The organism is Bradyrhizobium sp. 2S1 (assembly GCF_011516625.5).
In the GTDB taxonomy this organism is placed as follows: Bacteria; Pseudomonadota; Alphaproteobacteria; order Rhizobiales; family Xanthobacteraceae; genus Bradyrhizobium; species Bradyrhizobium septentrionale.
In genome coordinates this window covers 69,003-95,582 of record NZ_CP147719.1, presented here as the reverse complement: position 1 = coordinate 95,582, position 26,580 = coordinate 69,003, and the positions used below count along the sequence as shown (strand labels likewise).

The 26,580-nt window shown below is 61.2% G+C and carries 19 protein-coding genes and 7 pseudogenes; 15 read left to right on the top strand and 11 right to left on the bottom strand.

From position 1 onward, the window contains the following. Window positions 1-33: 33 nt before the first annotated feature. From HAP54_RS51610 to HAP54_RS51575, 8 genes and pseudogenes are all read left to right on the top strand, one after another. Window positions 34-513, top strand: a pseudogene (locus tag HAP54_RS51610) (IS66 family transposase); the annotation flags it as partial. 88 nt (window positions 514-601) lie between these two features. Then, a protein-coding gene (locus tag HAP54_RS51605) for an IS3-like element ISRj2 family transposase (protein WP_166204126.1) occupies window positions 602-1,731 on the top strand; the annotation gives its coding sequence in 2 pieces (ribosomal slippage) (window positions 602-854 and window positions 854-1,731; 1,131 coding nt in all). Between the two features lie 143 nt (window positions 1,732-1,874). Continuing rightward, window positions 1,875-2,545: pseudogene (tnpC, locus tag HAP54_RS51600) on the top strand (IS66 family transposase); the annotation flags it as partial. 185 nt (window positions 2,546-2,730) lie between these two features. Then, on the top strand, window positions 2,731-4,272 hold the full coding sequence (gene istA, locus HAP54_RS51595) for an IS21 family transposase (protein ID WP_166217180.1): 1,542 nt from the start codon (window positions 2,731-2,733) through the stop codon (window positions 4,270-4,272). A gap of 16 nt (window positions 4,273-4,288) precedes the next feature. Continuing rightward, window positions 4,289-5,050, top strand: coding sequence for an IS21-like element helper ATPase IstB (istB, locus tag HAP54_RS51590; RefSeq protein ID WP_029085260.1), 762 nt, complete (start codon window positions 4,289-4,291; stop codon window positions 5,048-5,050). Between the two features lie 546 nt (window positions 5,051-5,596). Continuing rightward, window positions 5,597-6,109 (top strand): integrase catalytic domain-containing protein, encoded by a 513-nt coding sequence (locus HAP54_RS51585; RefSeq protein WP_166217187.1) that lies wholly within the window; start codon window positions 5,597-5,599, stop codon window positions 6,107-6,109. A gap of 221 nt (window positions 6,110-6,330) precedes the next feature. Next, the gene (locus HAP54_RS51580) at window positions 6,331-7,395 is read left to right on the top strand and encodes an IS630 family transposase (protein ID WP_166308963.1); all 1,065 of its coding nucleotides are present in this window, start codon (window positions 6,331-6,333) and stop codon (window positions 7,393-7,395) included. Between the two features lie 128 nt (window positions 7,396-7,523). After that, a complete protein-coding gene (locus HAP54_RS51575) occupies window positions 7,524-7,886 on the top strand; it encodes a hypothetical protein (protein ID WP_166308961.1) in 363 nt (120 codons plus the stop codon). A 979-nt stretch (window positions 7,887-8,865) separates the two neighbouring features. Here the strand turns inward: HAP54_RS51575 and HAP54_RS51570 are convergent. Beyond that, window positions 8,866-9,995 (bottom strand): IS3-like element ISRj2 family transposase gene (locus HAP54_RS51570; RefSeq protein WP_166204126.1). Its coding sequence is split into 2 segments (ribosomal slippage): window positions 8,866-9,743 and window positions 9,743-9,995, totalling 1,131 coding nucleotides; the frame shifts between segments, so codons are not numbered across the junction. A gap of 126 nt (window positions 9,996-10,121) precedes the next feature. Between HAP54_RS51570 and HAP54_RS51565 the strand changes: the two are divergent. Next, window positions 10,122-10,382: pseudogene (locus tag HAP54_RS51565) on the top strand (transposase); the annotation flags it as partial. Window positions 10,383-10,384: 2 nt separating this feature from the next. On the opposite strand, the gene HAP54_RS51560 reads toward HAP54_RS51565, so the two are convergent. Then, window positions 10,385-11,767, bottom strand: coding sequence for an IS110 family transposase (locus HAP54_RS51560; protein WP_166217182.1), 1,383 nt, complete (start codon window positions 11,765-11,767; stop codon window positions 10,385-10,387). Between the two features lie 231 nt (window positions 11,768-11,998). On the opposite strand from HAP54_RS51560, the pseudogene HAP54_RS51555 reads away from it, so the two are divergent. From HAP54_RS51555 to HAP54_RS51535, 5 genes and pseudogenes are all read left to right on the top strand, one after another. Continuing rightward, a pseudogene (locus HAP54_RS51555) lies at window positions 11,999-12,379 on the top strand (IS3 family transposase); the annotation flags it as partial. An 81-nt stretch (window positions 12,380-12,460) separates the two neighbouring features. Further along, window positions 12,461-12,907, top strand: a complete 447-nt coding sequence (tnpA, locus tag HAP54_RS51550; protein WP_166205731.1) for an IS66-like element accessory protein TnpA — start codon at window positions 12,461-12,463, stop codon at window positions 12,905-12,907. Further along, window positions 12,888-13,241 carry an IS66 family insertion sequence element accessory protein TnpB gene (gene tnpB, locus HAP54_RS51545; protein ID WP_166205730.1) on the top strand — a complete coding sequence of 118 codons (354 nt, stop codon included), beginning with the start codon at window positions 12,888-12,890 and terminating at the stop codon, window positions 13,239-13,241. The genes tnpA and tnpB overlap by 20 nt, the downstream gene beginning before the upstream one ends. A gap of 125 nt (window positions 13,242-13,366) precedes the next feature. After that, window positions 13,367-14,956, top strand: a pseudogene (tnpC, locus tag HAP54_RS51540) (IS66 family transposase). Between the two features lie 108 nt (window positions 14,957-15,064). Beyond that, window positions 15,065-15,571 (top strand): annotated as a pseudogene (locus HAP54_RS51535) (IS3 family transposase); the annotation flags it as partial. Between the two features lie 62 nt (window positions 15,572-15,633). Here the strand turns inward: HAP54_RS51535 and HAP54_RS51530 are convergent. The 3 genes and pseudogenes from HAP54_RS51530 to HAP54_RS51520 form a co-directional block, all read right to left on the bottom strand. Continuing rightward, a pseudogene (locus HAP54_RS51530) lies at window positions 15,634-17,304 on the bottom strand (peptidase domain-containing ABC transporter); the annotation flags it as partial. Window positions 17,305-17,333: 29 nt separating this feature from the next. Then, window positions 17,334-18,497 carry an HlyD family secretion protein gene (locus tag HAP54_RS51525; RefSeq protein ID WP_166308958.1) on the bottom strand — a complete coding sequence of 388 codons (1,164 nt, stop codon included), beginning with the start codon at window positions 18,495-18,497 and terminating at the stop codon, window positions 17,334-17,336. 865 nt (window positions 18,498-19,362) lie between these two features. Then, window positions 19,363-19,665 (bottom strand): hypothetical protein, encoded by a 303-nt coding sequence (locus HAP54_RS51520; protein WP_175612443.1) that lies wholly within the window; start codon window positions 19,663-19,665, stop codon window positions 19,363-19,365. A gap of 235 nt (window positions 19,666-19,900) precedes the next feature. Between HAP54_RS51520 and HAP54_RS51515 the strand changes: the two genes are divergently transcribed. Then, window positions 19,901-21,030, top strand: a protein-coding gene (locus HAP54_RS51515; protein WP_166204126.1) for an IS3-like element ISRj2 family transposase whose coding sequence is annotated in 2 segments (ribosomal slippage) — window positions 19,901-20,153 and window positions 20,153-21,030 — 1,131 coding nt in all. Because the reading frame shifts where the segments join, the coding sequence is not laid out codon by codon here. A gap of 35 nt (window positions 21,031-21,065) precedes the next feature. Here the strand turns inward: HAP54_RS51515 and HAP54_RS51510 are convergent. The 6 genes from HAP54_RS51510 to HAP54_RS51485 all read right to left on the bottom strand — a co-directional run bounded on the left by HAP54_RS51510 (window position 21,066) and on the right by HAP54_RS51485 (window position 26,499). Then, the gene (locus tag HAP54_RS51510) at window positions 21,066-21,599 is read right to left on the bottom strand and encodes a hypothetical protein (protein ID WP_166308632.1); all 534 of its coding nucleotides are present in this window, start codon (window positions 21,597-21,599) and stop codon (window positions 21,066-21,068) included. Window positions 21,600-21,725: 126 nt separating this feature from the next. After that, window positions 21,726-22,829, bottom strand: coding sequence for a type IV secretory system conjugative DNA transfer family protein (locus HAP54_RS51505; RefSeq protein WP_224741208.1), 1,104 nt, complete (start codon window positions 22,827-22,829; stop codon window positions 21,726-21,728). Continuing rightward, window positions 22,795-23,826 (bottom strand): P-type DNA transfer ATPase VirB11, encoded by a 1,032-nt coding sequence (gene virB11 / locus HAP54_RS51500; RefSeq protein ID WP_166217171.1) that lies wholly within the window; start codon window positions 23,824-23,826, stop codon window positions 22,795-22,797. The genes HAP54_RS51505 and virB11 overlap by 35 nt, the downstream gene beginning before the upstream one ends. Further along, complete coding sequence (virB10, locus tag HAP54_RS51495) at window positions 23,823-24,968, bottom strand: type IV secretion system protein VirB10 (RefSeq protein ID WP_166217169.1); 1,146 nt, start codon at window positions 24,966-24,968, stop codon at window positions 23,823-23,825. Before virB10 ends, virB11 begins: the two co-directional genes overlap by 4 nt. 11 nt (window positions 24,969-24,979) lie before the next feature. Next, entirely contained in the window at window positions 24,980-25,831 is an 852-nt protein-coding gene (virB9, locus tag HAP54_RS51490; RefSeq protein WP_166308952.1) for a P-type conjugative transfer protein VirB9, read from the bottom strand. Then, entirely contained in the window at window positions 25,828-26,499 is a 672-nt protein-coding gene (locus HAP54_RS51485; protein ID WP_166217165.1) for a virB8 family protein, read from the bottom strand. Before HAP54_RS51485 ends, virB9 begins: the two co-directional genes overlap by 4 nt. Window positions 26,500-26,580 lie beyond the last annotated feature (81 nt).

Below are 26,580 nucleotides of genomic sequence, written 5' to 3'. Positions count from 1 at the left end.
AGAACCGGGGCAAAATGTGCTCTGGTCGGGCCAATGACGCCGCCCGATCTCAACCTCCCGAATGACGTAGAGACGCTGAGAGCCATGGTGCTTGCCCTGGCCGAGAGGGCGGCCCGCGCCGATGCTCTGGAGAGCGAAGTCGCCTATCTCAGGGTGCGCAACGCCGATGCCGATGCGCGTATCGAGCGGCTGACGCAGATCCTGAAGGCCTTCGACCGCGCCCGGTTCGGCCGACGATCGGAAAAGCTCGGCTCTGCGAACGGCGACGATGAACAGCAGGCCTTTGTCTTCGAGGAAATTGAGACCGGCATCGCTGCAATCAAGGCCCAGGTCAGCAAGGGCCGTGAGCAAGCGGATGGCAAGCGTGCACCGCGTCGGCGCAAGGGCTTTGCGCCCCATCTGGAACGGATCGAAACCGTCATTGAGCCGGAAGACCTTGCTGAGCATGCCGGCAAGCAGAAGGTGGTGATCGGCGAGGACGTGTCGGAGCGTCTGGATGTGGAGCCAGCGAAGAGAGCTGGCTCCGCAAATTCGGACAGTAGCTTGAGTGGATTTTCTGCCTGACAGCGGCGAGGATTCTTGCCGCGAATCAGGAGCGAAGATGACGAAGAAGAGCCGCCGGATGCATTCTCCGGCATTCAAGGCGAAGGTTGCTTTGGCTGCGGTCAAAGGCGACAAGACGCTGGCGGAGCTGGCGCAACTGTTTGATGTTCATCCGAACCAGATCACGATCTGGAAAAACCAGCTCCTGGAAGGCGCCGCCGGCGTGTTTGGGCATGACAAGGCGTCGGCCGAGACGCCGGTCGATTTGAAGGCGTTACATGCCAAGATCGGCGAGCTGGCGTTGGAAAACGATTTTTTGTCCGGCGCGCTCACCAAGGCGGGCCTGCTGAGCGCAAAGCGATGATCGACCGCGGTCATGATCTTTCTATCGTGCGCCAGGCGAAGGTCCTGAAGCTGGCTCGCAGCACGGTCTACTATGAACCTCGGCCAGTTTCGGCCGAGGACCTTGCCTTGATGCGTCGGCTCGATGAGCTGCATCTCGATTATCCCTTCGCGGGAGCGCGTATGCAGCGATCGTTGCTGCGGCGGGAGGGCGTATACGCCGGTCGCCGCCACATCGCGACGCTGATGAAGCGCATGGGGATCGAGGCGGTCTATCGTCGCCCGAACACGAGTAAGCCGGCACCGGGTCACAAGATCTACCCGTACCTGTTGCGCGGATTGAAGATCGAGCGGCCCGACCAGGCGTGGGCAATGGACATCACCTACATTCCGATGCGGCGTGGCTTCGTCTATCTCGCGGCGGTCGTCGATGTGTTCAGCCGACGGGTCCTGGCCCATCGCGTCTCGATCACAATGGAGGCGGCCTTCTGCGTCGAAGCGGTCCAGGAGGCGTTGGCGAAGCACGGCAGGCCCGAGATTTTCAACACGGACCAGGGCAGCCAGTTCACCAGCCTCGAGTTCACCGATGTGCTGCTGGACGCGAAGATCGCCATCAGCATGGACGGCAAGGGCGCCTGGCGCGACAACGTGTTTGTCGAGCGGCTCTGGCGCACGGTCAAATACGAAGAAGTTTATCTCCGCGCCTACGACAGCGTGTCCGAGGCGCGAGCGTCAATTGCCAAGTATCTGGCCTTCTACAATCAGGGACGCCCTCACTCGAGCCTTGACGGGCGCACGCCCGACGAGGCTTACTTCGGCACGCAAGCTATGGTGATGGCCGCATGACCGTCGCCGACGATTTTGTCGTCGCTCTGGTCGGGCTACGCCCTCCCGACGCAACGACAAAATCGTAAGGCCCCGCGTTCAGCATAACCCGGCAGGAATCCACTTAAATCCCGCGGGGCGCTGTCCAAACAACCGGCGCCAGCTCTAAGTTCCGTGTGATCGTCACGCGCCGTCCCAAGTATGCCTTCAAGAACGCGGACGGCGTAATCCAGGCGCCGGCTCCGGCCCATATCATTGAAGGAGGCATTCCGACGGAAGCGCTTCTGGCCAGATCGCGGTCGCCAAATACGCCGATGGCATGCCGCTCTACCGGCAGGAGGCGATCTACGCGCGCGATCATGTCGAGCTCGACCGCCAGCTGATGGCGCAATGGATGGGCAAGCTCGGCTTCGAGCTCGAGATCATGGCCGACTACATCTTCAGCGAGGTCAAGAAGGCCGAACGGGTCTTTGCCGACGAAACCACCCTGCCGACGCTCGCTCCCGGCTCCGGATCGACGAAAACGGCCTACTTATGGGCCTATGCCAGAGATGACCGCACCTTTGGCCGCAGCGGTCCCCCGATGGTGGCTTATCGCTTCGAAGACAGCCGCTCCGGCGAATGCGCGGTCCGCCATCTCAATGGTTATCGGGGCATCCTGCAAGTGGATGGCTATGCCGCCTATAACAAGTTGGCGCGCGCCGATCGCGGCAATGATGGCATCACATTGGCTGGCTGCTGGTCACACAGCAGACGCAAGTTCTACGAGCTGCATGTTGCAGGAAGCTCGAAAGTGGCAACGACGACGGTCGAGCGGATGGCAAAGCTCTGGCAGCGCAGCCGAAGATGCATGTTTCGCGGGATCGTGAGCACGGATTTCAGGGGATCGTGAGCAGAGATTTCAGACGATCGTGAGCACGGATTTCGCGGGATCGTGAGCAGCTTTTCAGCGGCTCAGCCCGCTTCGGCCGACAACTCAACCGGCTTAGGAACTGCCTCGTCAGTGAACGAGGAAGGCCGATGCCCACCCAGAGATTGTCGATGCGCCGGATCAAAGAGGTTCTCCGCTTAAAACATGTTCAAGGCTTGCCGGAGCGAGCCATCGCGCGCACCCTGGGCATCAGCAACGGAGCCGTGCACAGCTATCTGCGCCGAGCCGGGGCTGCCGGACTGAACTGGCCGTTGCCGGTCGGAATGACCGACGAAGACCTGGAGCTGCTGCTTTTCCCTGCGCCGAGGCCTGCGTCACAGAGCCCACAGCGGCCCGTTCCCGACTGGGGCTATGTCGACAAGGAGCTGCGCCGGCGCAACGTGACCCGCCGGCTGCTGTGGGACGAGTATCGCGCCAGCCATCCCGATGGATTCGGCTACACATGGTTCTGCACGACCTACGAGGCCTGGAAGGGGCGAGCCCGGCCTTCGATGCGGCAGACCCATCTGGGCGGCGAGAAGGTTTTCGTGGATTTCGCCGGCGACACCATCGACGTCATCGCCCCCTCAAGTGGGGAAGTGCAGTCGATGAAGCTGTTCGTCGCAGCGATGGGCGCCTCCAACTATACCTACGCCGAGGCCTGCCCAAGCGAGGGGCTCGCCGACTGGATCCGGGTCCACATCAACCTTTTCGCCTTCCTCGGCGGCGCGCCGACATTCGTGGTCTGCGACAATCTCAAGGCCGCCGTCACCAATCCCGACCGCCACGATCCTGGCCTCAACCGAACCTATGCCGAGATGGCGAGCCATTACGGCACGGCCATTCTCGCAGCCCGGCCGCGGCGCCCAAAAGATAAGGCAAAGGTCGAAGTTGCGGTGCAAGTCGCCCAGAGATGGATTTTGGCGCGGCTGCGCAACCAACGCTTCTTTTCGTTGGCGGAGCTGAACGCAGCCATCAAAATACTCGTCGTCGAACTCAATGCCCGGCAGATGCGCGACTTTGGCGCCAGCCGCGCCGAACTGTTCTCCGAACTCGACAAGCCCAAGCTCACAAAGCTGCCGGATCAGGCTTACGCTTTCGCGCGCTGGAAGCGATGCCGGGTCGGCCCCGACTATCATATCGAGATCGATGGACACTGGTATTCCACGCCATATCGGCTCATCCGTGAGCTTGTCGATGCCCGCATCGACGACAGGACGGTCGAGATCTTCCACAACGGCCGCAGGATCGCCAGCCACGCCCGCGCGCCCAACCGGCGGGGCCACACCACCACCGCCGACCACATGCCCAGCGCCCATCGGCGCTACGGCCAATGGACGCCCGCCGGAGTGATCGCCGCCGGCGAGCGGATCGGTCCGTCGACCGCCGCCTTCTTCCAGGCCGTGATCGCGGCCCGGCCGCATCCCGAGCAAGGCTTTCGCACCTGCCTCGGCATTCTGTCGCTGGCCAAAAGCTACAGCGCCGAGCGCGTCGACGCGGCCTGCCGGCGCGGCATTCTGATCAAGGCGCGATCCGTCGCCTCGATCCGCTCCATCCTCCAGAACGGCCTGGATCGCACCTTTCTCGACGAGCCCTCCGAACCCCAACCCCTGCGCCACGGCAACATCCGCGGCCGGGATTATTTCCACTGAAGCCAAGGAGACCTGTATGCTCACCCATCCCACCCACGAACGCCTGATCGAGCTCGGCTTGAGCGGCATGGCCAAGGCCTTCGAGGAGCAGCGACGATCACCTGATCTCGAAGCCTTGCCGTTCGAAGATCGCATCGGCCTGCTGGTCGACCGGGAAGCCGCGGAACGCGACACCAGGCGGCTCACTACGCGCCTCAAGCTGGCCGCGCTCCGCCAGAATGCTTGCTTGGAGGACGTCGATTTGCGCACGCCGCGGGGTATCGACCGGGCCGTCTTCGCCAAGCTGGTCAGCGGCGACTGGATCGATCGCCACGAGAATTTGCTCATAACCGGAGCGACCGGATTGGGCAAAAGTTGGTTAGCCTGTGCCCTCGGCCACAAGGCCTGCCGCGACAATCGCTCGGTTCTCTATCATCGCGTCCCAAGATTGTTCGAAGCGTTGGCACTCGCGCGGGGGGATGGACGTTATGCCCGCTTGCTCAAAACCCTTGGCCGCGCCCAGCTTCTGATTTTGGACGATTGGGGATTGTCAGTGCTCACCGCTGCCGAACGGCGCGATCTACTGGAAGTCCTTGAGGACCGCCATGGCCGCGCCTCCACCATCGTAACCAGCCAACTCCCTGTGGACACATGGCACGAAGTTATCGGAGACCCAACCTACGCCGACGCTGTCCTCGATCGCCTCGTCCATAACGCTCACCGCCTCCAGCTTGCCGGCGAAAGCATGCGAAAACGCAACGCCAGAACCATCACCCTTGACGAGCAGCCAGAACGCTGACTCTATCACCGCCTCGGCCGGAGCGGGCTGCTCACGATCGTCTGAATTCGCCGCTCATGATCGCGCGAAATCGCTGCTCACCATCACTGAAATATGCAGCCGAAGAGGCGCTTGCCCGACAGACGCCGCCCAAAGCCATCACACAAGTGGCCTTAAGCAAGGAGCTCAACGACAAGGTCATCAGCCTCACTGGCCGCCTCCCGCAGATATGGCGTGCCACAGCCCTCTCAGCATTCGCCAACCGGCGAAGGGAAACTCCACCGCCCTTGTAGCGGACGTACATCTTATGACCACATCGTGCGCACCAGGCGATGCCGTGGAGCAGGAGCTCGCCATTGTTGCTAGGCGCGACGCAGGACTTGGGTTGTCGATCTGGATCGCGACGCAGCCGATCGATTTCCGTCGGGGGATGGACCGCCACCATCGATCGCCTGCTCGTCGATGTGAAGATCGCGGCGAGCGGCGTTCAGGCGGCGCCGTGCCGGATTCTATTCGGCAATCAGGCGCGAGGTCCCGATCCGCACGTTCGCTGACTGGAACAGCCCGGTGCCCGGCTTCGGCGAGGTCGACATGGTCGCCCATGGCGGCACGTCGGTGGCTGGCTCGTTCATCCAGACCCTCACGATGGTCGATGTCGCCACCGGCTGGACGGAGTGCCTGCCGTTGCTGACGCGGGAAGGTTCGCTCGTCGTCGAGGCGATCAACCGCGCACAGAGCCTATTCCCCTGGCTGTTGCGCGGCGTGGACTTCGACAACGACAGCGCCTTCATGAACGATGTCGTCGTGCCATGGTGTCGCGAACAGAAGCTCGAAGTAACTCGCTCGCGCGCCTACAAGAAGAATGATCAGGCGTTTGTCGAGCAGAAGAGTGGTGCCGTCGTCCGCCGCCTCATGGGCTATGGCCGCTTCGATGGCGTCGAGACGGCGCGTATGATGGGCCGCCTATATGCGGCGGCACGGCTTTACATCAACTTCTTCCAACCGTCGTTCAAGCTGAAGGAGAAGCGTCGCGAAGGAGCTAAAGTGATCAAGCGCTATCATCTCCCATCGACGCCCTAAGAGCGTGCCTTAGCGCATCCCAAGGTGACCGCGGCCGTGAAGAAACGGCTACGCGATCAGTATCGCTCGCTCGATCCGGTCGCGCTGTTGGCAGAGATTCGCGCGATCCAAGAGGAACTAGGCAATCGCGTCGATCGTCGTGCCGGACAGGCGCGCGGCCCGCAACCCGCTCACACTAGTACCTACTGTTCTTAAAGCGTGAGTCGTGATTCAAGGTCGGGATGATACCCGAAGCAAGAGAAGTCCACCTTTCGAGGAAAGATCGCAAGGTGCTTGAGGCGTGTTGCCGCTCCCCGGTGACGTTGCAGCGCGATTTGAAGCGGGCGCGGATAGTTCTGTTGGCGGCGGATGGACGCAGCACTCGGTCGATCGCCAAGGAAGTTGGGGTCCAGCCGCGGATTGTCAGCCTTTGGCGGCATCGCTATGCCGACCAAGGCCTTGAAGGGCTGCAAGACAAGCCGCGACCGGGCAAGCAGCCAATCTATACGAAGGCCACCGACAAGCGGATTCTGAAGCTGCTGGACAAGCCGCCGCCGGACGGGTTCGCACGCTGGACCGGGCCCCTGCTGGCCGGGGCGCTGGGCGATGTTGACGTCCAATATGTCTGGCGGTTCCTGCGCAGCCACAAGATTGACCTCGCGGCTCGTAAGTCCTGGTGTGAGAGCAACGACCCGAACTTTACGGCCAAAGCCGCCGATGTTGTCGGCCTCTATGTCGCCCCGCCCGCGAAGGCCATTGTGCTGTGCGTGGACGAGAAGCCCTCGACCCAGGCTTTGGAGCGAGCGCAGGGTTATCTGAAGTTGCCCAATGGCCGCGCCTTGACCGGCCAGAGCCACGATTACAAGCGGCATGGCACCACAACATTGTTTGCGGCGCTCGAAGTCGCCACCGGAAAGATCATCGCGGCGCATTCAAAACGCCGACGCCGCGTCGAGTTTCTCGACTTCATGAACAGCGTCACCGCGGCTTTTCCGAACCGGAAGCTTCACGTCATCCTCGACAACCTCAACACCCACAAGAAGAACGAGCATTGGCTCAAGGCCCACCCCAACGTGCAATTTCATTTCACGCCGACAAGTGCGTCTTGGCTCAATCAGGTCGAGGTATGGTTTTCGATCTTGCAGGGGCAGTCGCTCAGCGGCACCTCCTTCACAAGCCTCACGCAGCTTCAGGAGCACATCGATGCCTACGTCAACGCATACAACGACAGAGCCGAGCCCTTCGTCTGGACCAAGAAAAAGGTCCGTCAACGCCGTTTCAAAGGCCGCCGTATCACTCAGTTCTGATTCTGGGTACTAGCATCCTGCCAGCGACCGCAGCGACGTTCGCGAAGACGCTCGGCAAGAGCGTGACGGTCGGCGAGCCGCGTGCTACACACCGGCGAACTCGTCGACCCTATAAGACCAGAGTTCGCATGCCGTCCAAGCTCGACCCGCATATTGCCGCGATCGAAGCGTGGCTCGCAGAGCAGCCGCAGCTGACGGCACTCGCAATTGTCGGCCGGCTGCGCGAGAAACACCCCGAGGAGTTCGGAAAGAGACAGCATTCGATTGTGCAACGTCTGCTGAGGGCGCTCAGACGAAGGGCTGCCGAACGGTTGGTCGCCCAGGGCCCGCTCGACGACGCCACAACCGCTGCCCCATGGCCCGGGGCTGTGGACGGCCCGGGCTATGTAGGGCCCGACCCGCCCACAGCCCCTCTCGTCGAGCAAGCCGGAAAAGCCACTTGGCGCGGCCAATCCTTCAAGGTCGTATCGACCAGTACGATGGCGCCATGAGGGTAACATTCGCTAATGCGGCAATACGCGAGCCAAAATTGGACACGCCGATTGACAAAGCGAACGTCCTTCTGTCGTTCCCGCGTGGATAGGAGGGACCGGCTTACCGTCATCAACGCCGTTTGAGGCAATGCGGTTTTGGCAACGATTTCGCCTGTAAGCGTCCCGAGCTTATCCTCAACGTGGACCGCCCCCTATATATCCACCTATTGCGGCGGCTGCCATCCCAACAACGCCGACAATTGCAAACACAACCCCCCAAAGCACGCCTCCCGAAGTAGCAGATGCTTCCTCAGGAGTTAGTTCAGTTAGACCCAAGGCTGAGATATCGGCCTTCATTGCTGTGTCCTTTCCAAATCTTAGGATGAGTGAGCGATGCCGGCTGGCAAGAAAATCAAGAATCGTGCCAACTGCATAGGAACAGCCCAGAAAAGCGTTCTGCTATCTATTCAACGGCTTAACTGAGTGCGGCGGCACGCCGGCCGAACATCACCGTGTCACGGACGCGACAAAACGCCCTTACTAACCTACTCCGAGGCCCTCCGGCACGTGCAGGCTCAAGAGGCCAAGGGCAACATGGTGGCCTGGGTCATCGATCGCGCCGGAGCAGGCGCCACCAAATAGGAATGGTGATCACGCATCGGTCTGCAATTGATCGTAAGGCCGGCTCAAGCGCCTTGATTTGCACTGACGTCTATTTTGATCACGGCGTGTACCGACGCAGCCTCCACTTTTCCAACAATGCGTAGAAGCTGGCCTCAAACGCCTGCCGATCAATGACAGAGCCGGCCCCGGAATTCTGCACAGGGCGATAAGTGGAGTTTCTGGCTGACAGAGCTGGCGCCGGTTGTTTGGACAGCGCCCCGCGGGATTTAAGTGGATTCCTGCCGGGTTATGCTGAACGCGGGGCCTTACGATTTTGTCGTTGCGTCGGGAGGGCGTAGCCCGACCAGAGCGACGACAAAATCGTCGGCGACGGTCATGCGGCCATCACCATAGCTTGCGTGCCGAAGTAAGCCTCGTCGGGCGTGCGCCCGTCAAGGCTCGAGTGAGGGCGTCCCTGATTGTAGAAGGCCAGATACTTGGCAATTGACGCTCGCGCCTCGGACACGCTGTCGTAGGCGCGGAGATAAACTTCTTCGTATTTGACCGTGCGCCAGAGCCGCTCGACAAACACGTTGTCGCGCCAGGCGCCCTTGCCGTCCATGCTGATGGCGATCTTCGCGTCCAGCAGCACATCGGTGAACTCGAGGCTGGTGAACTGGCTGCCCTGGTCCGTGTTGAAAATCTCGGGCCTGCCGTGCTTCGCCAACGCCTCCTGGACCGCTTCGACGCAGAAGGCCGCCTCCATTGTGATCGAGACGCGATGGGCCAGGACCCGTCGGCTGAACACATCGACGACCGCCGCGAGATAGACGAAGCCACGCCGCATCGGAATGTAGGTGATGTCCATTGCCCACGCCTGGTCGGGCCGCTCGATCTTCAATCCGCGCAACAGGTACGGGTAGATCTTGTGACCCGGTGCCGGCTTACTCGTGTTCGGGCGACGATAGACCGCCTCGATCCCCATGCGCTTCATCAGCGTCGCGATGTGGCGGCGACCGGCGTATACGCCCTCCCGCCGCAGCAACGATCGCTGCATACGCGCTCCCGCGAAGGGATAATCGAGATGCAGCTCATCGAGCCGACGCATCAAGGCAAGGTCCTCGGCCGAAACTGGCCGAGGTTCATAGTAGACCGTGCTGCGAGCCAGCTTCAGGACCTTCGCCTGGCGCACGATAGAAAGATCATGACCGCGGTCGATCATCGCTTTGCGCTCAGCAGGCCCGCCTTGGTGAGCGCGCCGGACAAAAAATCGTTTTCCAACGCCAGCTCGCCGATCTTGGCATGTAACGCCTTCAAATCGACCGGCGTCTCGGCCGACGCCTTGTCATGCCCAAACACGCCGGCGGCGCCTTCCAGGAGCTGGTTTTTCCAGATCGTGATCTGGTTCGGATGAACATCAAACAGTTGCGCCAGCTCCGCCAGCGTCTTGTCGCCTTTGACCGCAGCCAAAGCAACCTTCGCCTTGAATGCCGGAGAATGCATCCGGCGGCTCTTCTTCGTCATCTTCGCTCCTGATTCGCGGCAAGAATCCTCGCCGCTGTCAGGCAGAAAATCCACTCAAGCTACTGTCCGAATTTGCGGAGCCAGCTCTGACAGCGGGCACGCTGTGCCTGCGAATCAGGAGCGACAATGAGCAGAAGAACACGCCGGAACCACACACCGGCCTTCAAGGCGAAGGTGGCGCTCGCCGCCGTGAAGGGCGATCGAACGCTGGCTCAGCTTGCCGAGCAGTTCGACGTCCACCCCAATCAGATCACGGCGTGGAAGGCTCAGCTTGAAAGCAAGGCCGCCGATGCGTTCGGTCCCGGCGGCGGCTCCGGAGCGGAGCAAGCAGCCATCGACGTGAAGTCGCTGCACGCCAAGATCGGCGAACTGACGCTGGAGAACGATTCCTAAGAAACGGCAGCATCTACTTTCGGCTCCAAGGGATGGAGAACAAAGCCGAATGCCTTGGCACGCCGATGCAAATTGTTGACCACTCGCATCCGGTAACGCGTCTCGTAGGACGAGGCCCCGGGATCGACATAGTCCATTCCGTATCGCACAGCATTGTAGAACAGAACTGCGATCTTCCGGGCCGTGGCGGTCACGGCCTTGGCCTTGCCGATGCGCGCTGAGAGCCGTCTATAAAAGGCGCCGAGCGCAGTGTCTGTACGACCCACGGTCACGGCAGCAAGGCGCAGAAGTGCCGCCGCTCGGCCGCCGGATCGGCGCGTTCGGGACGAGAGCATTTTGCCGCCGGAGACCTTGTTGCTCGGCGCCAGTCCTAGCCAGGAGGTAAAATGCTTTGCACTTGGCCACGAGGAGAGGTCGTCGCCGCATTCAGCGATCAGCTTCAGCGAGAGGTAAGGACCGAGGCCGTCGATCGCGGTGAGGTCCTTTCCGAGCAACGCGAACAGCGCCTCGCGGACATCGAAAGCTGGAGCGTTCGCCTGATCGGTTCGATTCCGACGCCGCGAGACCCGCGGCGCTGATCCGTGGCCATGACCCCGATGGAAGCTCAGTTCCTTCAACACGGCTTCAATTCGGGCGTCGCAGGCAGATGCCTTCTCGTGGTAGGCGTCGTAAAGCGCAAGTGCCTGCTCGAGCGCAAACAGATGCTCGGCGCGGTAGCTTCCGGTGAGCGCCTTCGCGATCGTCTCGGCGCTGGAGCGGCAACTATAATGGCGCAAGCACGCCAGCGCCTCAGGATCGCGCTCGCCGGCAAGGATCGCCCGTATGATACGCAGGCCGGTCACGCCGGTGATGTCGGTGACGACGTGGTGCAGCTGAAGATTCATCTCCGTCAAGGCCTTCTGCATATGCTGGATGTGTGAGGCCGCGTACTCCAGCAGACGCTCGCGCTGACGCACGTAGGCTCGCAGCTCGGCAATCTGCCCTTTGGGCCGAAAGCTGGCCCGCAGCAACCCGAATGAATGGAGCCGCTGCAGCCATTGCGCATCGCTGACATCGGTCTTGCGCCCCGGCACGTGCTTGGCATCGCGCGCGTTGACAAGAAACACGTTAAATCCCCGGGCATCGAGAAGCTCGAAGATCGGAATCCAGTAGACGCTGGTCGATTCCATGACGACAGTCTCGACGCCGCATTCAGTAAACCAGTCGACTAGCCGATGCAGATCAGCCGTGAAGGTACCGAAGCTGCGGACTGGCTCCGGTGCGCGATCTGCCCTCACGGCAGCCATGTGCATAGTCGCTCCGACGTCGATGGCAGCCGCGTCCGGGTGCACCATCTGCATCTTACCTCCGTTCCTCGACTTCGATCTTTTGGGGTTCATCTCTAATCCTCCTGCTGACGGCGGCGGAAGGGCTGGGCTGCGCTATACGTCAGATTCCTAAACGGGATCGCCGGATGGCGTCACCACTCTCAAGTGCGCGACAACCCATGGACCAGGTTTTTTAACGGGGTCACGTGCCACCAAAATCGTATCGGCCGCTCCCTCCCGGTCGGCAATCTAGCGCCGGTCCGTTTCTATCCCACAGGGGGAGCGCATCGCCGCGCATAGTGTTTTAGAAGGAGCGCTCACCAAGGCGGGATTGCTGAGCGCAAAGCGATGATCGACCGTGAGCACGAGCTGTCGATCACCAGGCAGGCGGAGGCTTTGAACATCAGCCGCGGCAGCGTGTACTACCTGCCGCGGCCGGTGCCGGACGCCGACCTTGCGATCATGCAGCGCCTCGACCGGCTGCATCTGGAGTTCCCTTTTGCCGGCTCTCGCATGTTGCGAGGGCTGCTGGCTGCCGATGGGTGCAAGATCGGCCGTCGGCATGTGAAGACGTTGATGCGGCGGATGGGGATAGAAGCGCTCTATCGCCGTCCACGCACGACAAAGCCCGAGCCGGGCCACAAGATCTACCCGTACCTGCTGCGCGGGATGGAGATCACGCGTAAGCGCTCCTTTCTACGCACCTATGCAGTTGAGCGCGGGGATGGGATGAGGTGTCCACCATGAGCGAGGTGGACACGATCGATGATCACTCCAGAAGAACCTTTGAGACTTGAGACGGTCGGCGTGTTGCGCAATGGCCGGCGTCGCTATGATCCGGCCAGCAAACAGCGGCTGGTCGAGGCCTGTCTGCAGTCTGGCGTGTCGCTGGCGGGGCTTGCGCTGCAACACGGCGTGAACGCGAACCTGCTGCGCAAGTGGGTGGCCAAGCGACAACTTCAGAACGGGGATGGCCAGCCGGAGGCGCGGGCGCCGATTGCGCCAGCCTTTATTCCGGTTCGCGCGCCGTCGCCGTCGCCAACTCGATCTGCTGGCGCGATTGCGGTTTGCGCGACGGAGCGATCCTGTGCAGGGCGGCTGACGGCATCGATGCCCAACGGCGTGACGCTTTCGCTGGAAGGCGGCGACGCGCAGTTGCTGTCGGCGGTGATTGAAGCGCTGGGGCGTTGCGATGTTCCGACTGGCGTCTGATCTTCGGGTCTACCTTCACCGCGAACCGATTGACTTCCGGGCGGGCATCAACAGCCTGGCGATCGTGGTCGAGCAGTCGATGGGGCTGGATCCGTTCCAGCGCGCGGTGTTCGCGTTCTGCAATCGTCGCCGCGACCGGATCAAGCTGCTGATTTATGATCGGTCAGGATTTTGGATGCTGCTGAAGCGGCTGGAGGCCGACAGATTCCACTGGCCCCGAAGTCAGGAGGCGGTGCTGACGCTGACGACGGAGGAGCTGCACTGGCTGCTTGACGGCATCAACATCGCGGCGGTGCGTCGTCATCCGGTGCGGCAATATCAGAGCGTGGGCTGAGCGTGTTCGATGCGGGCGGCGTCATCGGGCTTCGGCATGACCGTTCTCAGATGACGCGGCCGAAGACATGACGAAGACATGGGAGCCCGGTTGACGCGGCGGCATGACTTCGATTCAAGACTCCGATGAGTCGCAAGCCCACGACGCACGAACTGGAAGCCTTGATCGCGGCGCACGCGGCCGAGATCGCGGCGCTGAAGGCCGAAAACGAGAAACTCGCACAACGCGTGCTGCATCTAGAGGAGCAGTTGCGCCTGGAGCGCCTGCACCGGTATGCGCCGAAGAGCGAAAAGCTCAAGGAGCGCATCTTCAACGAAGCCGAGCAGGCCGCCGCTGAAAGCCGGGACGACGACGATGTCGAGGCGGTCGCCGTGCCGGACACGGGATTGCCGGAGGCTCCAAAGCCGGCGCCGAAGGCACGCGGCCGCAAGCCGCTGCCTGACGATCTGCCGCGCCAACGCGTCGAACACGATCTGGGTGAGGATCAAAAGGACTGTCCGTGCTGCCATAATCGGATGCATCGGATGGGCGAGACCGTCACCGAGCAGTTGCACGTCGAGGTCAAGGCGTCGGTGCTGCAACATGTGCGGTTCAAATATGCCTGCCGTCACTGCGAGCGCACCGCGCTGAACACCCCGATTGTGACCGCGCCGATGCCGGCGCAGCCGCTGCCGGGTAGCGTCGCCACGCCATCGACGCTGGCGCTGGTGCTCGCCAACAAATACGTCGACGGCACGCCGCTGTACCGTGTGGCGGACGCGCTGGGGCGCGCCGACGTCAGCATCAGCCGCGGGACGCTGGGCAACTGGGTGATCCGGGCGAGCGAGTTGCATCTGCATCGGGTCTATGACGCGCTACAGCAAAAGCTCATGTCGCAGCCCCTGGTCCACGGCGACGAAACCTGGGTCCAGGTTCTTAAAGAGGACGGCCGTGATGCGCAGGCCAAATCCTTCATGTGGGCCTAGGACTGCGCGCAGCCGGTCGTGCTGTTCGATTACCAGCCCGGTCGCGGCCAGCAACATCCTCAGGCCTTCCTGGCCGGCTATCGCGGCTTGTTGATGAGCGACGGCTATGACGCCTGGCGCACGCTGACAGGCGCGACCCATCTCGGCTGTATGGCGCATGCGCGCAGGAAATTTACCGATGCGCTCAAGGCCAGGACAAAGCCTGGCGGTCCGCCATTGCAGGCGCTCAAGTTCTTCGAGGCGTTGTACGAGGTCGAGAGGGTGGCGCGCCAGACGCCGCCCGACGGCGAAACGCGCGCCGCATACACCTTGCGGCTGCGCCAGCAGCATAGCCTGCCGGTATTGGCCGCCTTCCGGACCTGGCTCGACGACCAGGCGCCGAAGGTGCTACCCGAAAGCTTGACCGGCAAGGCGATCGCCTATGCACGCAACCAATGGGATTATCTGACCCGTTACACCAGTGACGGTCTCGCCCCGATCGATAACAATGTTCTGGAGCGCGACATCAGGCCGTTTTGCACCGGACGAAAAAGTTGGCTGTTCAGCGACACCGTTGCCGGCGCCAAGGCAAGCGCCGTGATCTACAGTTTGGTGCTGACATGCCGGGCATGCGGCGTCGATCCCTATGCATGGCTACGTCACGCGCTCACCGAATTGCCCCAACGCGCGCCAGACGCCGATATCGAAGATCTGTTGCCGTTCAATTGCACCGCTCAAAAAAACCTGCCAGCTGACAACGACAGCGGCTGACCGTCAAACGCTCAGGATCAATCAAGCCGTTCCGATGATCCCGCTGGGCCCCGGCGCCACGCGACGCCGCGGCCAGCCGCGCGCGCAGCCTGTGCAGTAAAATGCGCGCTTACGATCACGCGGCCGAACCAGGTGTGGGCGATGGACATCACCTACATCCCGATGGCGCGAGGCTTCGTCTATCTGGCGGTTGTGCTCGACTGGTTCAGCCGCCGCGTGCTGTCGTGGCGCGTATCGATCACCATGGAGGCGGCGTTCTGTGTCGCGACGCTTCAGGATGCCCTGGCTCGTCACGGCAAGCCGGACGTCTTCAATACGGATCAGGGCTCGCAGTTCACCGGACAGGCTTTTACCGGCGTGCTCGCCGACAACGGCATTGCGATCAGCATGGACGGCAAGGGAGCCTGGCGGGACAACGTGTTTGTCGAACGGCTATGGCGCAGCGTCAAATACGAGGAGGTGTATCTGCGGGCCTATGACAGCGTCAGCGAGGCCCTCGCGTCGATCGGCCGATACCTCGACTTCTACAACGGTCGGCGCCCGCATTCGAGCCTTGACGGCGTCACCCCCGATCAAGCCTACTTCAACCCGCTGCCACTCCGCTTGGCAGCCTAACCATGGCAGAGGCTCCACTTATCGACGCGGAAAATCTGTTCAGACAACCGGAGCCAGCTCAGTACCGCAGCGACAACTTTACGCAGGGATTCAGTCGAGAGGTCCTGGAGGTCATGCGGGCCGATCCGGATACATCCACGCTCAAGCGGATAGAGATTCTGCACCAGCGCTGCAAGGGAGCTCTTGCCTGAGCCGCTTTTCCCCACCACGGCCGTCATCTCGCCTCGGCGGAAGGTGATGCTGAGATGCTGGAAAAGCTCAGGCTGCGCGCCATGGCGAAACGTGACGTTCTCCAGGCAGATATCGCCAAGTTCGGACTTGGTGGCATCGATGCTGCCACCGCTTGCCGGCTCCAGGTCGAAGATCTCGAACAGGCGATCCGCGGCGATAAACGCATCCTGAGCGATCCGATTGGTTTGGATCAGGCTGGCAACCGGCCGGGTAATATAGCCAAGCAGCGTATAGCAGGACAGTAGTTCGCCGGGCGTGACGCTCTGATCGAGGACAAGCGTCGTACCGAACCACATCAGCACGACGGTGAATAGGTTTGAGAGGAGGGTTGAGGCATTGTCTCCGAAGACCGAGATAAGGCCGGCGCTATAGACGGAGTGTAGCATCTTGATGAAGCGGGTCTCCATCTTAAGATTGGCCAGGCTCTCTATACCGAATGTCTTGATCGTGGAGACCGCTCCTAGTGATTCAACTAATTGCGCTTCCAGATCGGCGGCATTTTCCATAATGGTGCGCTGGCGCTTCCTATTCAGCCAATTGATGGTCCAATAGGCCAATAAGTATAGTGGGATAGAGGTCGCCACGACCAAGGCGATCTTCCACGAGTAGACGAACATCAGCCCGAACGAGAACAGTATCACGAGCACGTTAACCACCATGGTGATCGAGACTTCGTTCAGGAAGCTTCTGATCTTCATTGCGTCGTTCATACGGGAGACGATTTCACCTATACGCATGCTGTCGAAAAACTTCTGAGGCAGGCTCAGGACGTGATTGTAATAGCCGAGGATCAAGCAGACATCGATCTTCTGTCCCGTTTGCAGGAGGAGCCGATTTCTGAGGAGATTGATCAGAGTCTGCGGCAGCAGGATCAGCAGCATGGCGACACTCATCAGGTTGAGTAGGTTGTGGTTGCCCGCTGCGATCACATGATCGACGATCTTCTGGACGTAGATAGCCGTTGAGAGGCCAAGGATCGTCGTCACCAGTGACCCGATGAGAGCCTGCGCCATCAGCTCCCTATGTGGCGCAAGCAGACGGGCGAAGCGGACGAAGGATGAGGTTGTCTCGTCGCGGCGCTGGAATATGTCTGCCGGAACCAAAAGCACTAAGACGCCAGTCCATTGCATCTTAAATTCCTGGTGCGACAACTTGCGGATTTCGCCATAGGCCGGGTCCATGACGATGATCGACCGGCGGTCGATCGCCTGTATGACGACGAAGTGGTGTAGGACCTCCTTAACGACTAAATGCGCGATGGCGGGCTTGGGAATCTTGTAAAGGCTGTCGAACCCACCCTTCACCCCTTTGGCGATGAAGCCTAGCTGTTGAGCCGCCTGCATGAGGCCCGACACCGTGGTGCCGGAGCGGCCGGTCGACGCCTACTGGCGGATGCGTGACAATGGCAGCTTGTAGCCATAGAAAGCTGCGACGGAAGCAAGACTGGCGGCTCCGCAATCCGTGGCGTCGCGCTGTTTGTACTTGATGACGTTACTCGACATTGACGCTCACTGTTTCTGAAGAGGAAGAATTAACCGCCTGCAAGGAGCGGATTGAGCCAATCGTCGACCTCATTGTAGAAGAGTTGAAGGAGGCTGCGGTCGGCCACGAGGAAGCGGGCTCGCACGGTCATGCCTTTTTTCAACTGACCGATGACTCCGTTCTTGAGCGTGAGATGACTGGCAGAGAGCGCGCAGCGGACCTTAAAGATCGGGCTTTTATCGTGGAGGGTGAAGTCCTGGGCCACGTTGAGCACTGTCGCCTCTAGAACGCCCCATTGATTGTAGTTGAAGGCATCCACCTGGAGCCGCACTGACTGGCCGGTTCGCACGAAGCCAATGTCGTTGGGGGAGACGTAGATCTCCGCCACCAGTTCGCCATCCGGCGAGACGCGAGCGACAGTTTGCCCCGCCTGGACGTAGCCACCAGGGGTGAGGCCGGAGAATTGCTCTAGAGCACCGGACACGGGAGCTCGAATCCGGGTCAGATCTCGTTCGTTCTCGAGCTGATGCAAGCTGGCAGTGAGTTCCTTCAAGCGCAAATTCGTGTCGAAGAGCTGTTGGTTCCACTCGGCGGCTTTGCGCCGGGCGAGGATCTCGCCTTTGACCTCAATGCTCTGGAGAGCGAAAGCCCGTTCGTCGACCGCCTTTGCGGGCGCTGCAGCAACGGAGAGCAGCCGCTTGGCGCGCTCGAGTTCTGCCGCGGCGTTACTGCGGGCATATTCATTCTCCCGCAGCAGGTTCAGAAAATGCAGCCGCTCGGCCGTGGCGGACTCGGTCAGCAGCTGGATCGGGTCCTTGGCTTCTGTTCCGGAGGAGATTAGGGTCTCAAGGTCACGGGCTAGATCGCCCTTGGCGCGAATTTCGCCTGTAACTGCTCTGAGCTTCTCCTCAACCACCACGGCATCGAGGGTGAGGATTTCTTGCCCCAGGGCAACCACATCGTTCTCAACGGCAAGGATACGCGAAATGCGCCCTGAGACGGGCGCGATCAGGGGAGTCTTCTCGATGGTGGGACGAATGGTGCCGGCGCTTTGAACAGAGACCGTTACGGTAATGAGTGGCAACGCCACCAATGCGGCGACCACAGAAAGCACAATGATCTTGTAAATGAGAAAAGATCGTCCTGATTGCCGGGAGAGGATGCTTTCGGCCGTGTAGCTCACAAGTTCAGGAGGAAGTAAGATATTGGTCATTGTTCGATTATGTCACAAGGTTTGCTATCGTTAATTTGGTAGCGAAACTGCCAGTCTGCACCATGCGACGTCAGGCGGTTGCGCATCTAACTCGCTTCAGATGCAAGTGCGGCGGATGACAGCTGCCACGCAGCCATAGCCGCGAGTGCAGTTGCGACAACTACTCCCTCCGGAAGGTTCAGATGCTTCTTCAACTGTTAATTCAGCCACATCTCAGGCTTCATGGCTCCCCTCTTTCCAGATGGTAAGCACCGTCAGCGATGCCGATTGGCGGGCTTCGGCCTCCGCCGCCGGTCGAGATTAGTCATCTTGAGGTCGCGAGCAAGATCGGCCTTCGCGCGAATCTGGCCTCTACGACGCATCCGAACGGTTGTTCCCGATGGAGTTCTCATGTTACGAGGGCATAAGAATAAGCCTGCCAGCGAACGCGAGTTATGATCGCGTCTCTGGCAGGCTTGTAGTCAGTTTACATCAACCCTCTATCCCCGGCGGGGGGCAGGGGATTGGCATCAATGGTTCCGCCACCCGGCGGCGGCTTAAAAATGATACATTTGTCGCCTCCCGACGTTGAACATGCTTCTTCGAGAGTCAGTTCAGTTACATCATAGTCGGACATGTCGCTTTTCATTTCTTGACTCCTTTTCCGTGAGGACGGTCAGCGGCCGCTGCCGTCACGAAATGACGTCTTCAATGTTCGTGCCAGTTGCACAGGATGAACTCCAAAAGCCGCTCTCCATTTTGTTCAGTGACTTGGCTGAGCGCGTGGTGGCAGACTCTGAATGATCGTGTTGCGACCGCGACAAATCGACAAAGATAACGCCAAAACGACATATCTCGCTCGGCTGGTTGCTCACCGGTTGTCGTGCTATAAGGGCCGAGCAGTTCGGACAACATCCTTGCCCATCCCAAGGCGCTCGGCAGGCGGGAAGTGGGAGTTATCATTCGCCGAACTGAAGAGTTGGCGCAGCGCCCCTTCCATCCATAGCTCGGATTTTTTGTCGATCGCGTCCCGAACAAATTGCCGCAGGGCCGGCAAGCCGGACTGCAAGCCGCGCAGTTTATGAAGCAACAGATCCGCATGGAGCATGCGGAAATGGAGGTCGTCCGGCATCACGGCGACAGCCTCTTCGACGGCCGAAAGCGCCTTCGCCCAATCCCCGGCCTTCAACGCGGGCGGCCAAGGGTCCTGACCGCGTCGTTTGGTTGTTCACTGCATCTAATCTCCGCAATGCGGTGCGGCAGTTCATTGGTGACAAAATCGCTGAGCAGGCCAAGCGAGCGTTTTCGCTGCCGGCCAGCAATGCTAACGCACTTGAGAGCTGGCTCCGCAAATTCGGACAGTAGCTTGAGTGGATTTTCTGCCTGACAGCGGCGAGGATTCTTGCCGCGAATCAGGAGCGAAGATGACGAAGAAGAGCCGCCGGATGCATTCTCCGGCATTCAAGGCGAAGGTTGCTTTGGCTGCGGTCAAAGGCGACAAGACGCTGGCGGAGCTGGCGCAACTGTTTGATGTTCATCCGAACCAGATCACGATCTGGAAAAACCAGCTCCTGGAAGGCGCCGCCGGCGTGTTTGGGCATGACAAGGCGTCGGCCGAGACGCCGGTCGATTTGAAGGCGTTACATGCCAAGATCGGCGAGCTGGCGTTGGAAAACGATTTTTTGTCCGGCGCGCTCACCAAGGCGGGCCTGCTGAGCGCAAAGCGATGATCGACCGCGGTCATGATCTTTCTATCGTGCGCCAGGCGAAGGTCCTGAAGCTGGCTCGCAGCACGGTCTACTATGAACCTCGGCCAGTTTCGGCCGAGGACCTTGCCTTGATGCGTCGGCTCGATGAGCTGCATCTCGATTATCCCTTCGCGGGAGCGCGTATGCAGCGATCGTTGCTGCGGCGGGAGGGCGTATACGCCGGTCGCCGCCACATCGCGACGCTGATGAAGCGCATGGGGATCGAGGCGGTCTATCGTCGCCCGAACACGAGTAAGCCGGCACCGGGTCACAAGATCTACCCGTACCTGTTGCGCGGATTGAAGATCGAGCGGCCCGACCAGGCGTGGGCAATGGACATCACCTACATTCCGATGCGGCGTGGCTTCGTCTATCTCGCGGCGGTCGTCGATGTGTTCAGCCGACGGGTCCTGGCCCATCGCGTCTCGATCACAATGGAGGCGGCCTTCTGCGTCGAAGCGGTCCAGGAGGCGTTGGCGAAGCACGGCAGGCCCGAGATTTTCAACACGGACCAGGGCAGCCAGTTCACCAGCCTCGAGTTCACCGATGTGCTGCTGGACGCGAAGATCGCCATCAGCATGGACGGCAAGGGCGCCTGGCGCGACAACGTGTTTGTCGAGCGGCTCTGGCGCACGGTCAAATACGAAGAAGTTTATCTCCGCGCCTACGACAGCGTGTCCGAGGCGCGAGCGTCAATTGCCAAGTATCTGGCCTTCTACAATCAGGGACGCCCTCACTCGAGCCTTGACGGGCGCACGCCCGACGAGGCTTACTTCGGCACGCAAGCTATGGTGATGGCCGCATGACCGTCGCCGACGATTTTGTCGTCGCTCTGGTCGGGCTACGCCCTCCCGACGCAACGACAAAATCGTAAGGCCCCGCGTTCAGCATAACCCGGCAGGAATCCACTTAAATCCCGCGGGGCGCTGTCCAAACAACCGGCGCCAGCTCTCTTGTACGAAAATAGCCCCTGCGCCGGGTGCGGCGACTGCTCGCGAGTGGAAATGGAGAAATTCGCGGTGAGCTGAACGGGTGGGTTGGTATTCATCTGGTCTGCCTCCGGGGCGCATATACTCAGCAGCGCGTTGCAATAAAGCGCGAACGACAGCGCGTCGGGGATCGGCGGTGGGGCACGCCCCACCGTGTCCAGGCCGAGGGGCGCGCGCATGGTCGCATTCTGCCGACAGGCCTGCGCCATCATCGATGGCGACAGCCTGATACCATTGAGGAAGTCCAGCAGGTCTTGCTCCACTGGCGCCAAGGCAATCTCGGAATCGAGCCTCGCAGCCAATCGTTCGTGAAACTTGACCAATGCCTGGCTTGCGGGCTCGAGCCTCCGGCCGCGCAGTGAACTGGGGTACGGCGCGATCTCCAACTGCGGTTGACCCTGCTTGCCCTTCTCTTTAATTACAGGCTCACCCCCAACGTCATAAAGCGCGCATGCCTTGTGTGGATCTGGCTGGGCCGTCCTTCAATTTGGAACTGAAAACGAAGCTTGGCATCACGCGAGACTTGGCGCCATGCGATCGAGATTATCAGGCGTCACACCGAGATAGATCGACATCGGCCGTTGCCGCAGCAACCGCAAGTCGAAATCGTTGGTCGATGTGGCGGCATCGATGCGCGGGTTGAGCCAAAGCCCGAGCCTCGCCGTGACGGTCTTGCGCACGGAGTTCATGGTGTGTTCAGAAGCCGCGAGGAAGTCGTTCAAGGCCGTGATGCAATTCCGCGACAGTGGTGAAGGGCCGGACTTGCGAGAGGCAATGAGTTTCTCAAAATGTGCCTTGAGGTCGTGAGCCGCGGACAGCTGGTGCAGGATCTCGCCGATCGTCAATGGAAGACCTGGCGTTTCCGCGACATAGCCGCCGATCGCCACAAAGGCCGAACGTGCGGCCTCGAACCAGAAGGGATCGCCGCGGCTTTCGGCCGGAAACAGCATGACCGAGATGCGCTGCAGATCGTCATAGAGGTCCGCGGGATCGCTGCGCACATAGCCCAGCGGATTGTAGCGCGCGGTGCGACCGTTCTCGTCGAGTGGGTCGAACAAGTAGATTTCCTGCCCGTGGGCCGCCCGAAATCCCGCGGAACGATCCCAGTTCTCCTTCTTCACATCCAGCACCACGACTGAATCTGGCCAATTGAGCAGGTTCGGAATGACGTAGCCGACCCCCTTGCCGGCGCGCGTTGGAGCGTAGACCATGACGTGTTCCGATCCGCCGAAGCAGAGCAGCGCACCGTCCTTGCGGCCGAGCAACACGCCCTCTTTGGATCGCAGGCCAGCGGCCTTGATTTCGCGCTCGGACGCGAAGCGCGCGCTGCCGTGAAGCGGGAGAGGACGGTGCCGGAAGATTGCACCGAGCAGGCCAAAGACCACAACCGCGCCGGCGAGAGTCGAGAGGGTCAGCCAGCGGTCGAAACGTGGGTCGGCACCGTAACGTGGCCAGCCCGTGGCGATCTCCGACCAGTGCAGGCCGCCATCATGAAGCCTAAGCCCCAGTAGTAAGACATTGGAGGCAACCAATAGGAAGAGCGCGGCAGCCGCGAGGGCGATCGCAAGGCCCTGCGCCGCCCTAACGGAAGTGGTCGCGTTTGCGAACGGGATCATAGTAGATCTCCGAAATGCGGTAGCGGCCGTCCCGCTTCTGCATCTGGATGACGACGTCGACGAGAAGCAGCAGCAGTGAGCGGATGTCGTCGCGATGCAGGTCGCGCCCTTCCGCGCTTTCCTTGACAAGCAACGTCAGCTGCTCAAAGGCGAGCCTGGCGCTGTCGGCATGAACCGTTGTGATCGATCCGGGGTGGCCCGAGTTCACATTCCTCAGATAGAAGAACGCCGTCCCGTCGCGCAGCTCCTGCAGCAGAATGCGATCCGGCCGCATCCGCAGGCAGGACTCCAGAAGTTCGCGCGGGCCAATTTTGGCAAGACCCTGCCCGTCCTTGGCGTAGAGCAGCCGCACGCAATTCTGATGAGGGACAACAAGCTCGGCGGTGTCCTCGATGGTGATGAGCCGCTCATGTGCCGGGATCGCCGAGATCAACGCCTTGGATAGCGTGGTCTTTCCCGAACCCGTTGCGCCGGAAATGATGATATTGCGCCGCGTTGAGACGGCAAGCTGGAGGAAGTCGCGCCAGGCACCGGCCTCTTTCAGGGCCAGAAGCCGATGCTCGTCGGTAGTGAGTTCGTTGTTGGCGGCGCGGACTTCATCGAACAGTTTTGCCTGGTCAAAGGCGTCCAGTGTCATTGTCAAAGCCGACGGCTTGCGGATGGTGAGGCTGACCGTTCCTGTTGGCACCGCCGGCGGCACCACGATCTGGCAGCGCTCGTCGCCGATCAGGGTGGTCGAGACCACCGGATGCTCCGGGCCGATGTCCTGACGGGTGTGGCCGGCGGCCGCGGTCGCCAGGTGTGATAGGTAGGCATGCGTCAGAGCTGGCGCTTCGTGCCGGGTCCAGCCGCCGGGACCTTCCACGAAGACCTCGCCGGGGCGATTGACGACGATTTCGGTCAAGGATTTGTCCGCCAGAAATGGAGCCAACGGCTCGAGATAGCGCGCTAGCACGAGCCGGCTGCCATCGCGCTCGATGGAATGTACGGCACTCACTTTGTCACCACCGCCGGGGCCACGAGGCCCCCGGGGACGGTGCGGTCCAAAATCTGCGTGCGGGTCTCGACCCGCCGCAATCGATAGACCGAGGAGAAATCAACATCGCGCGCTACAAAGATATTGACGAGCTCGCCCTGATTCTTGTTCAGAGTGGGCGGAATGTTGATGGACTGCTCGACGGCGATGCCGGCGGCAGTGTTGGTGGCTCCCGTGGTGTTGTTGATCTGGATCGAGCTGTCCTGCAGCTGCTGACGCCCGATTGAGGAGGCGTCGCTGACGATGGACAGCAACAGCGCCGAGCCGAACCGTTCAAAGAAGTGGGTGTCGATGTCACCGTCAAAACCGGCGCGACCCAGTGCGTCCGTGGCCGGCGAGGCCAATGCCGCAATGACGCCGGTCGGCGTCTTGGCGCGGGTCCACAGCACGAACAGGCGTTTTGATCCGCGCCGCACATTGCCGCGATACTCGCCAACCACTTGCGTGCCTTTTTCCATCAGCACCACGTTGCCGGAATCGGACATCACGTCCCGCACGACGACGCAGGAGACGAAGCCGGCCACGTCCGAGGACATCGCCGTCTCCAGCACGCACGGGATCGAGGTGCCCTGGGTGACCAGCAGATTGCGGTTGGGGAGCCGCGCCGCGCGCACGCCCTCGATCGGGGTCGGCTTCAGCTTGTCGGCGAGGTCGTTGCGCGGCTCGCCCCGTCCGAACCCATAGGGGTCGGTGACGACACTTCCGGTCACGCCGTCGTGGGCCGCGCGTCCTACAGAACTCGGCCTGTTATAGGCCAGCACCGGTGCGCGCCGGGCACTTTCCAGAAGCTGGTCGGAGGCGGGCGCGGGGACCGCTGGCGTGGCTGAGACCGGCGGGGCTCCAACTGAGGCCGTGGTAACAGGCGCGGCCGGCGCTTCCGGGATGGGTTCGAAAGCTGCCGCCTGGCGGATTATCAGCTTTCGGGCGGAATCGCTGACAGGCTTCTCGCCCTTCCAAGTGCCCCAGATGATCAGAGCGGCAAAGGCGGTGAGCGCCAGCGCGCCGAAGCCGCGTTTGAGCATCGTCGCGCGAGCATTGTCCCCTCCTCCCACAGGCGTAATGGCACGGTCGCCGGCGATCTTCTCATCATCATGTTCGGTCATATCGCCCTCGCCTATCGTGGCCTTGGAGTTGGTGCTGATTTCTTCGCCCGCCGCTCAATAGACGGGCTTGTGGTGTTGGTGCCCGGATTAATTCCCACCGCGTCGAATGCTTCGTTAAAAATGCAGAGCACGGTGTCGCCTTTGCGCAGCCGAAACTCCCGGGCCGTGGCGTGAACGACCACGAGCTCGCCGCGGACGTCCTTGGGCACCAGGCTTTCCGAACCATCGGAGTTGATCAGGTAGATCGCGGGGATTTCACGGTTGCCCGCAAAGCGGAACGTGGTCTCCTTGCCGTCGTCGAAAACAGCTTCCGGTTCGAGGTCGATCGATCCCTGCGCTGAAAAGCGCCAGTTGCGCGCACCATAGGCATGATGCAGATCGAAGGTCCGCTCGATCAGCGCGCCTTCCCGCTCGGCGCCGCGGGCAGCCGCCTCAGTGCGTCGGCGCTCCATCTCGTCGCCGGGATAGGCGAAGCGGACGACGAAGTAACTGTCCGCCAGTGTCGTCTCGGCGATCGATAATTCGAATTGATAAGACCGCTTGCGGCCATCAGGGCGCGTGGTGACGACCTGCAGATTGGTTGGCGGATGTTTCTCCCGGGGTTTAAGGAACAGGATTGAGCCCGCCGGTGCGACCTCCCATGCGATCGCGTCGCCGATTGCGACATGCGCGACCTCCTCATCGTCGGCAAACAACACCTGGGTTGACGCCCGAATCACGCCGTTGACCTTGACGACGTTGGCCGGATCGTAGGTCACGGTTCGCACGCGGGCATCATGCTGACCCGGTGACGGCTGTTGCAAGGCCATTGCCGGCCCCGCGAATCCCAGGGCGAAAATCATCAAGAGAGCGAAGGATTTCATGGCACGACCTCCGGATCGGCGCGATATTCCGAGACGAGAAAGCCGAGCGGATTGATGAGACGGTCGGCGGAGGACATTGGCGCGTTGGCATAGGAAAACGTCAGGGTGGAGACCCAGTGGGTCACGCGGGTTTCCTCGCCCTTGCGGCTCTCTTTCATGAAACGCACCGAGGCGACATTATCGGCCAGGAGCGAGATCGCCTTGATCCGCACGGTGGAGACCCCGAAACGGCCCTGAACGACTTGCGGACTTTCCGGATTGGAGCCGCGGTACCATGCCGCGAAACGGGCCTGTTCGCCCTGCCCCGAGAGTAGCGAAATGGTGCGGAAGTTCGTTTCGGCTTCTGGGTAGCTATAGCCCTCTCGCGCCCGAACATAACGCCCGAGGAAATACTTGGTGACGGCTTCGTCATAGCGCGCCGGCGTCGAATTGAGGGCGGAGACGGTGTCCACAATGCCGGTGGCATTATCGACGCGGATCACGAACGGCTCGACCGTCTTCAGCGGCGCAAGCGCTGCGACCGCGCTGAGCGAGGCGACTGCCAATGCACAGGCGCCCCCGGCAATTACCCATGCCGTTCGCCGCGAGCGATGGGCCGACAGCAACAAATCCTGTTCCCATCGACGCGCGTTGTCGAAATAGGCGTTCAACTCATTATGCCCGACCATCTCACGCCTCCTTGCCGCAAGCGCGGTAAGAAGCTGCAATGGCGGCCTGGTGGCCTGATGCAAACAGTTGCGTGGATGGCG

Coding starts and splice junctions, on each gene's coding strand:
- HAP54_RS51525 (WP_166308958.1), bottom strand. CDS start 18,497: ATGACCAATATCTTACTTCCTCCTGAACTTGTGAGCTACACGGCCGAA.
- virB9 (WP_166308952.1), bottom strand. CDS start 25,831: ATGAAATCCTTCGCTCTCTTGATGATTTTCGCCCTGGGATTCGCGGGG.
- HAP54_RS51580 (WP_166308963.1), top strand. CDS start 6,331: ATGATACCCGAAGCAAGAGAAGTCCACCTTTCGAGGAAAGATCGCAAG.
- tnpB (WP_166205730.1), top strand. CDS start 12,888: ATGTTCCGACTGGCGTCTGATCTTCGGGTCTACCTTCACCGCGAACCG.
- HAP54_RS51505 (WP_224741208.1), bottom strand. CDS start 22,829: ATGATCCCGTTCGCAAACGCGACCACTTCCGTTAGGGCGGCGCAGGGC.
- istA (WP_166217180.1), top strand. CDS start 2,731: ATGCCCACCCAGAGATTGTCGATGCGCCGGATCAAAGAGGTTCTCCGC.
- HAP54_RS51560 (WP_166217182.1), bottom strand. CDS start 11,767: ATGAACCCCAAAAGATCGAAGTCGAGGAACGGAGGTAAGATGCAGATG.
- tnpA (WP_166205731.1), top strand. CDS start 12,461: ATGATCACTCCAGAAGAACCTTTGAGACTTGAGACGGTCGGCGTGTTG.
- istB (WP_029085260.1), top strand. CDS start 4,289: ATGCTCACCCATCCCACCCACGAACGCCTGATCGAGCTCGGCTTGAGC.
- HAP54_RS51485 (WP_166217165.1), bottom strand. CDS start 26,499: ATGGTCGGGCATAATGAGTTGAACGCCTATTTCGACAACGCGCGTCGA.
- virB10 (WP_166217169.1), bottom strand. CDS start 24,968: ATGACCGAACATGATGATGAGAAGATCGCCGGCGACCGTGCCATTACG.
- HAP54_RS51575 (WP_166308961.1), top strand. CDS start 7,524: ATGCCGTCCAAGCTCGACCCGCATATTGCCGCGATCGAAGCGTGGCTC.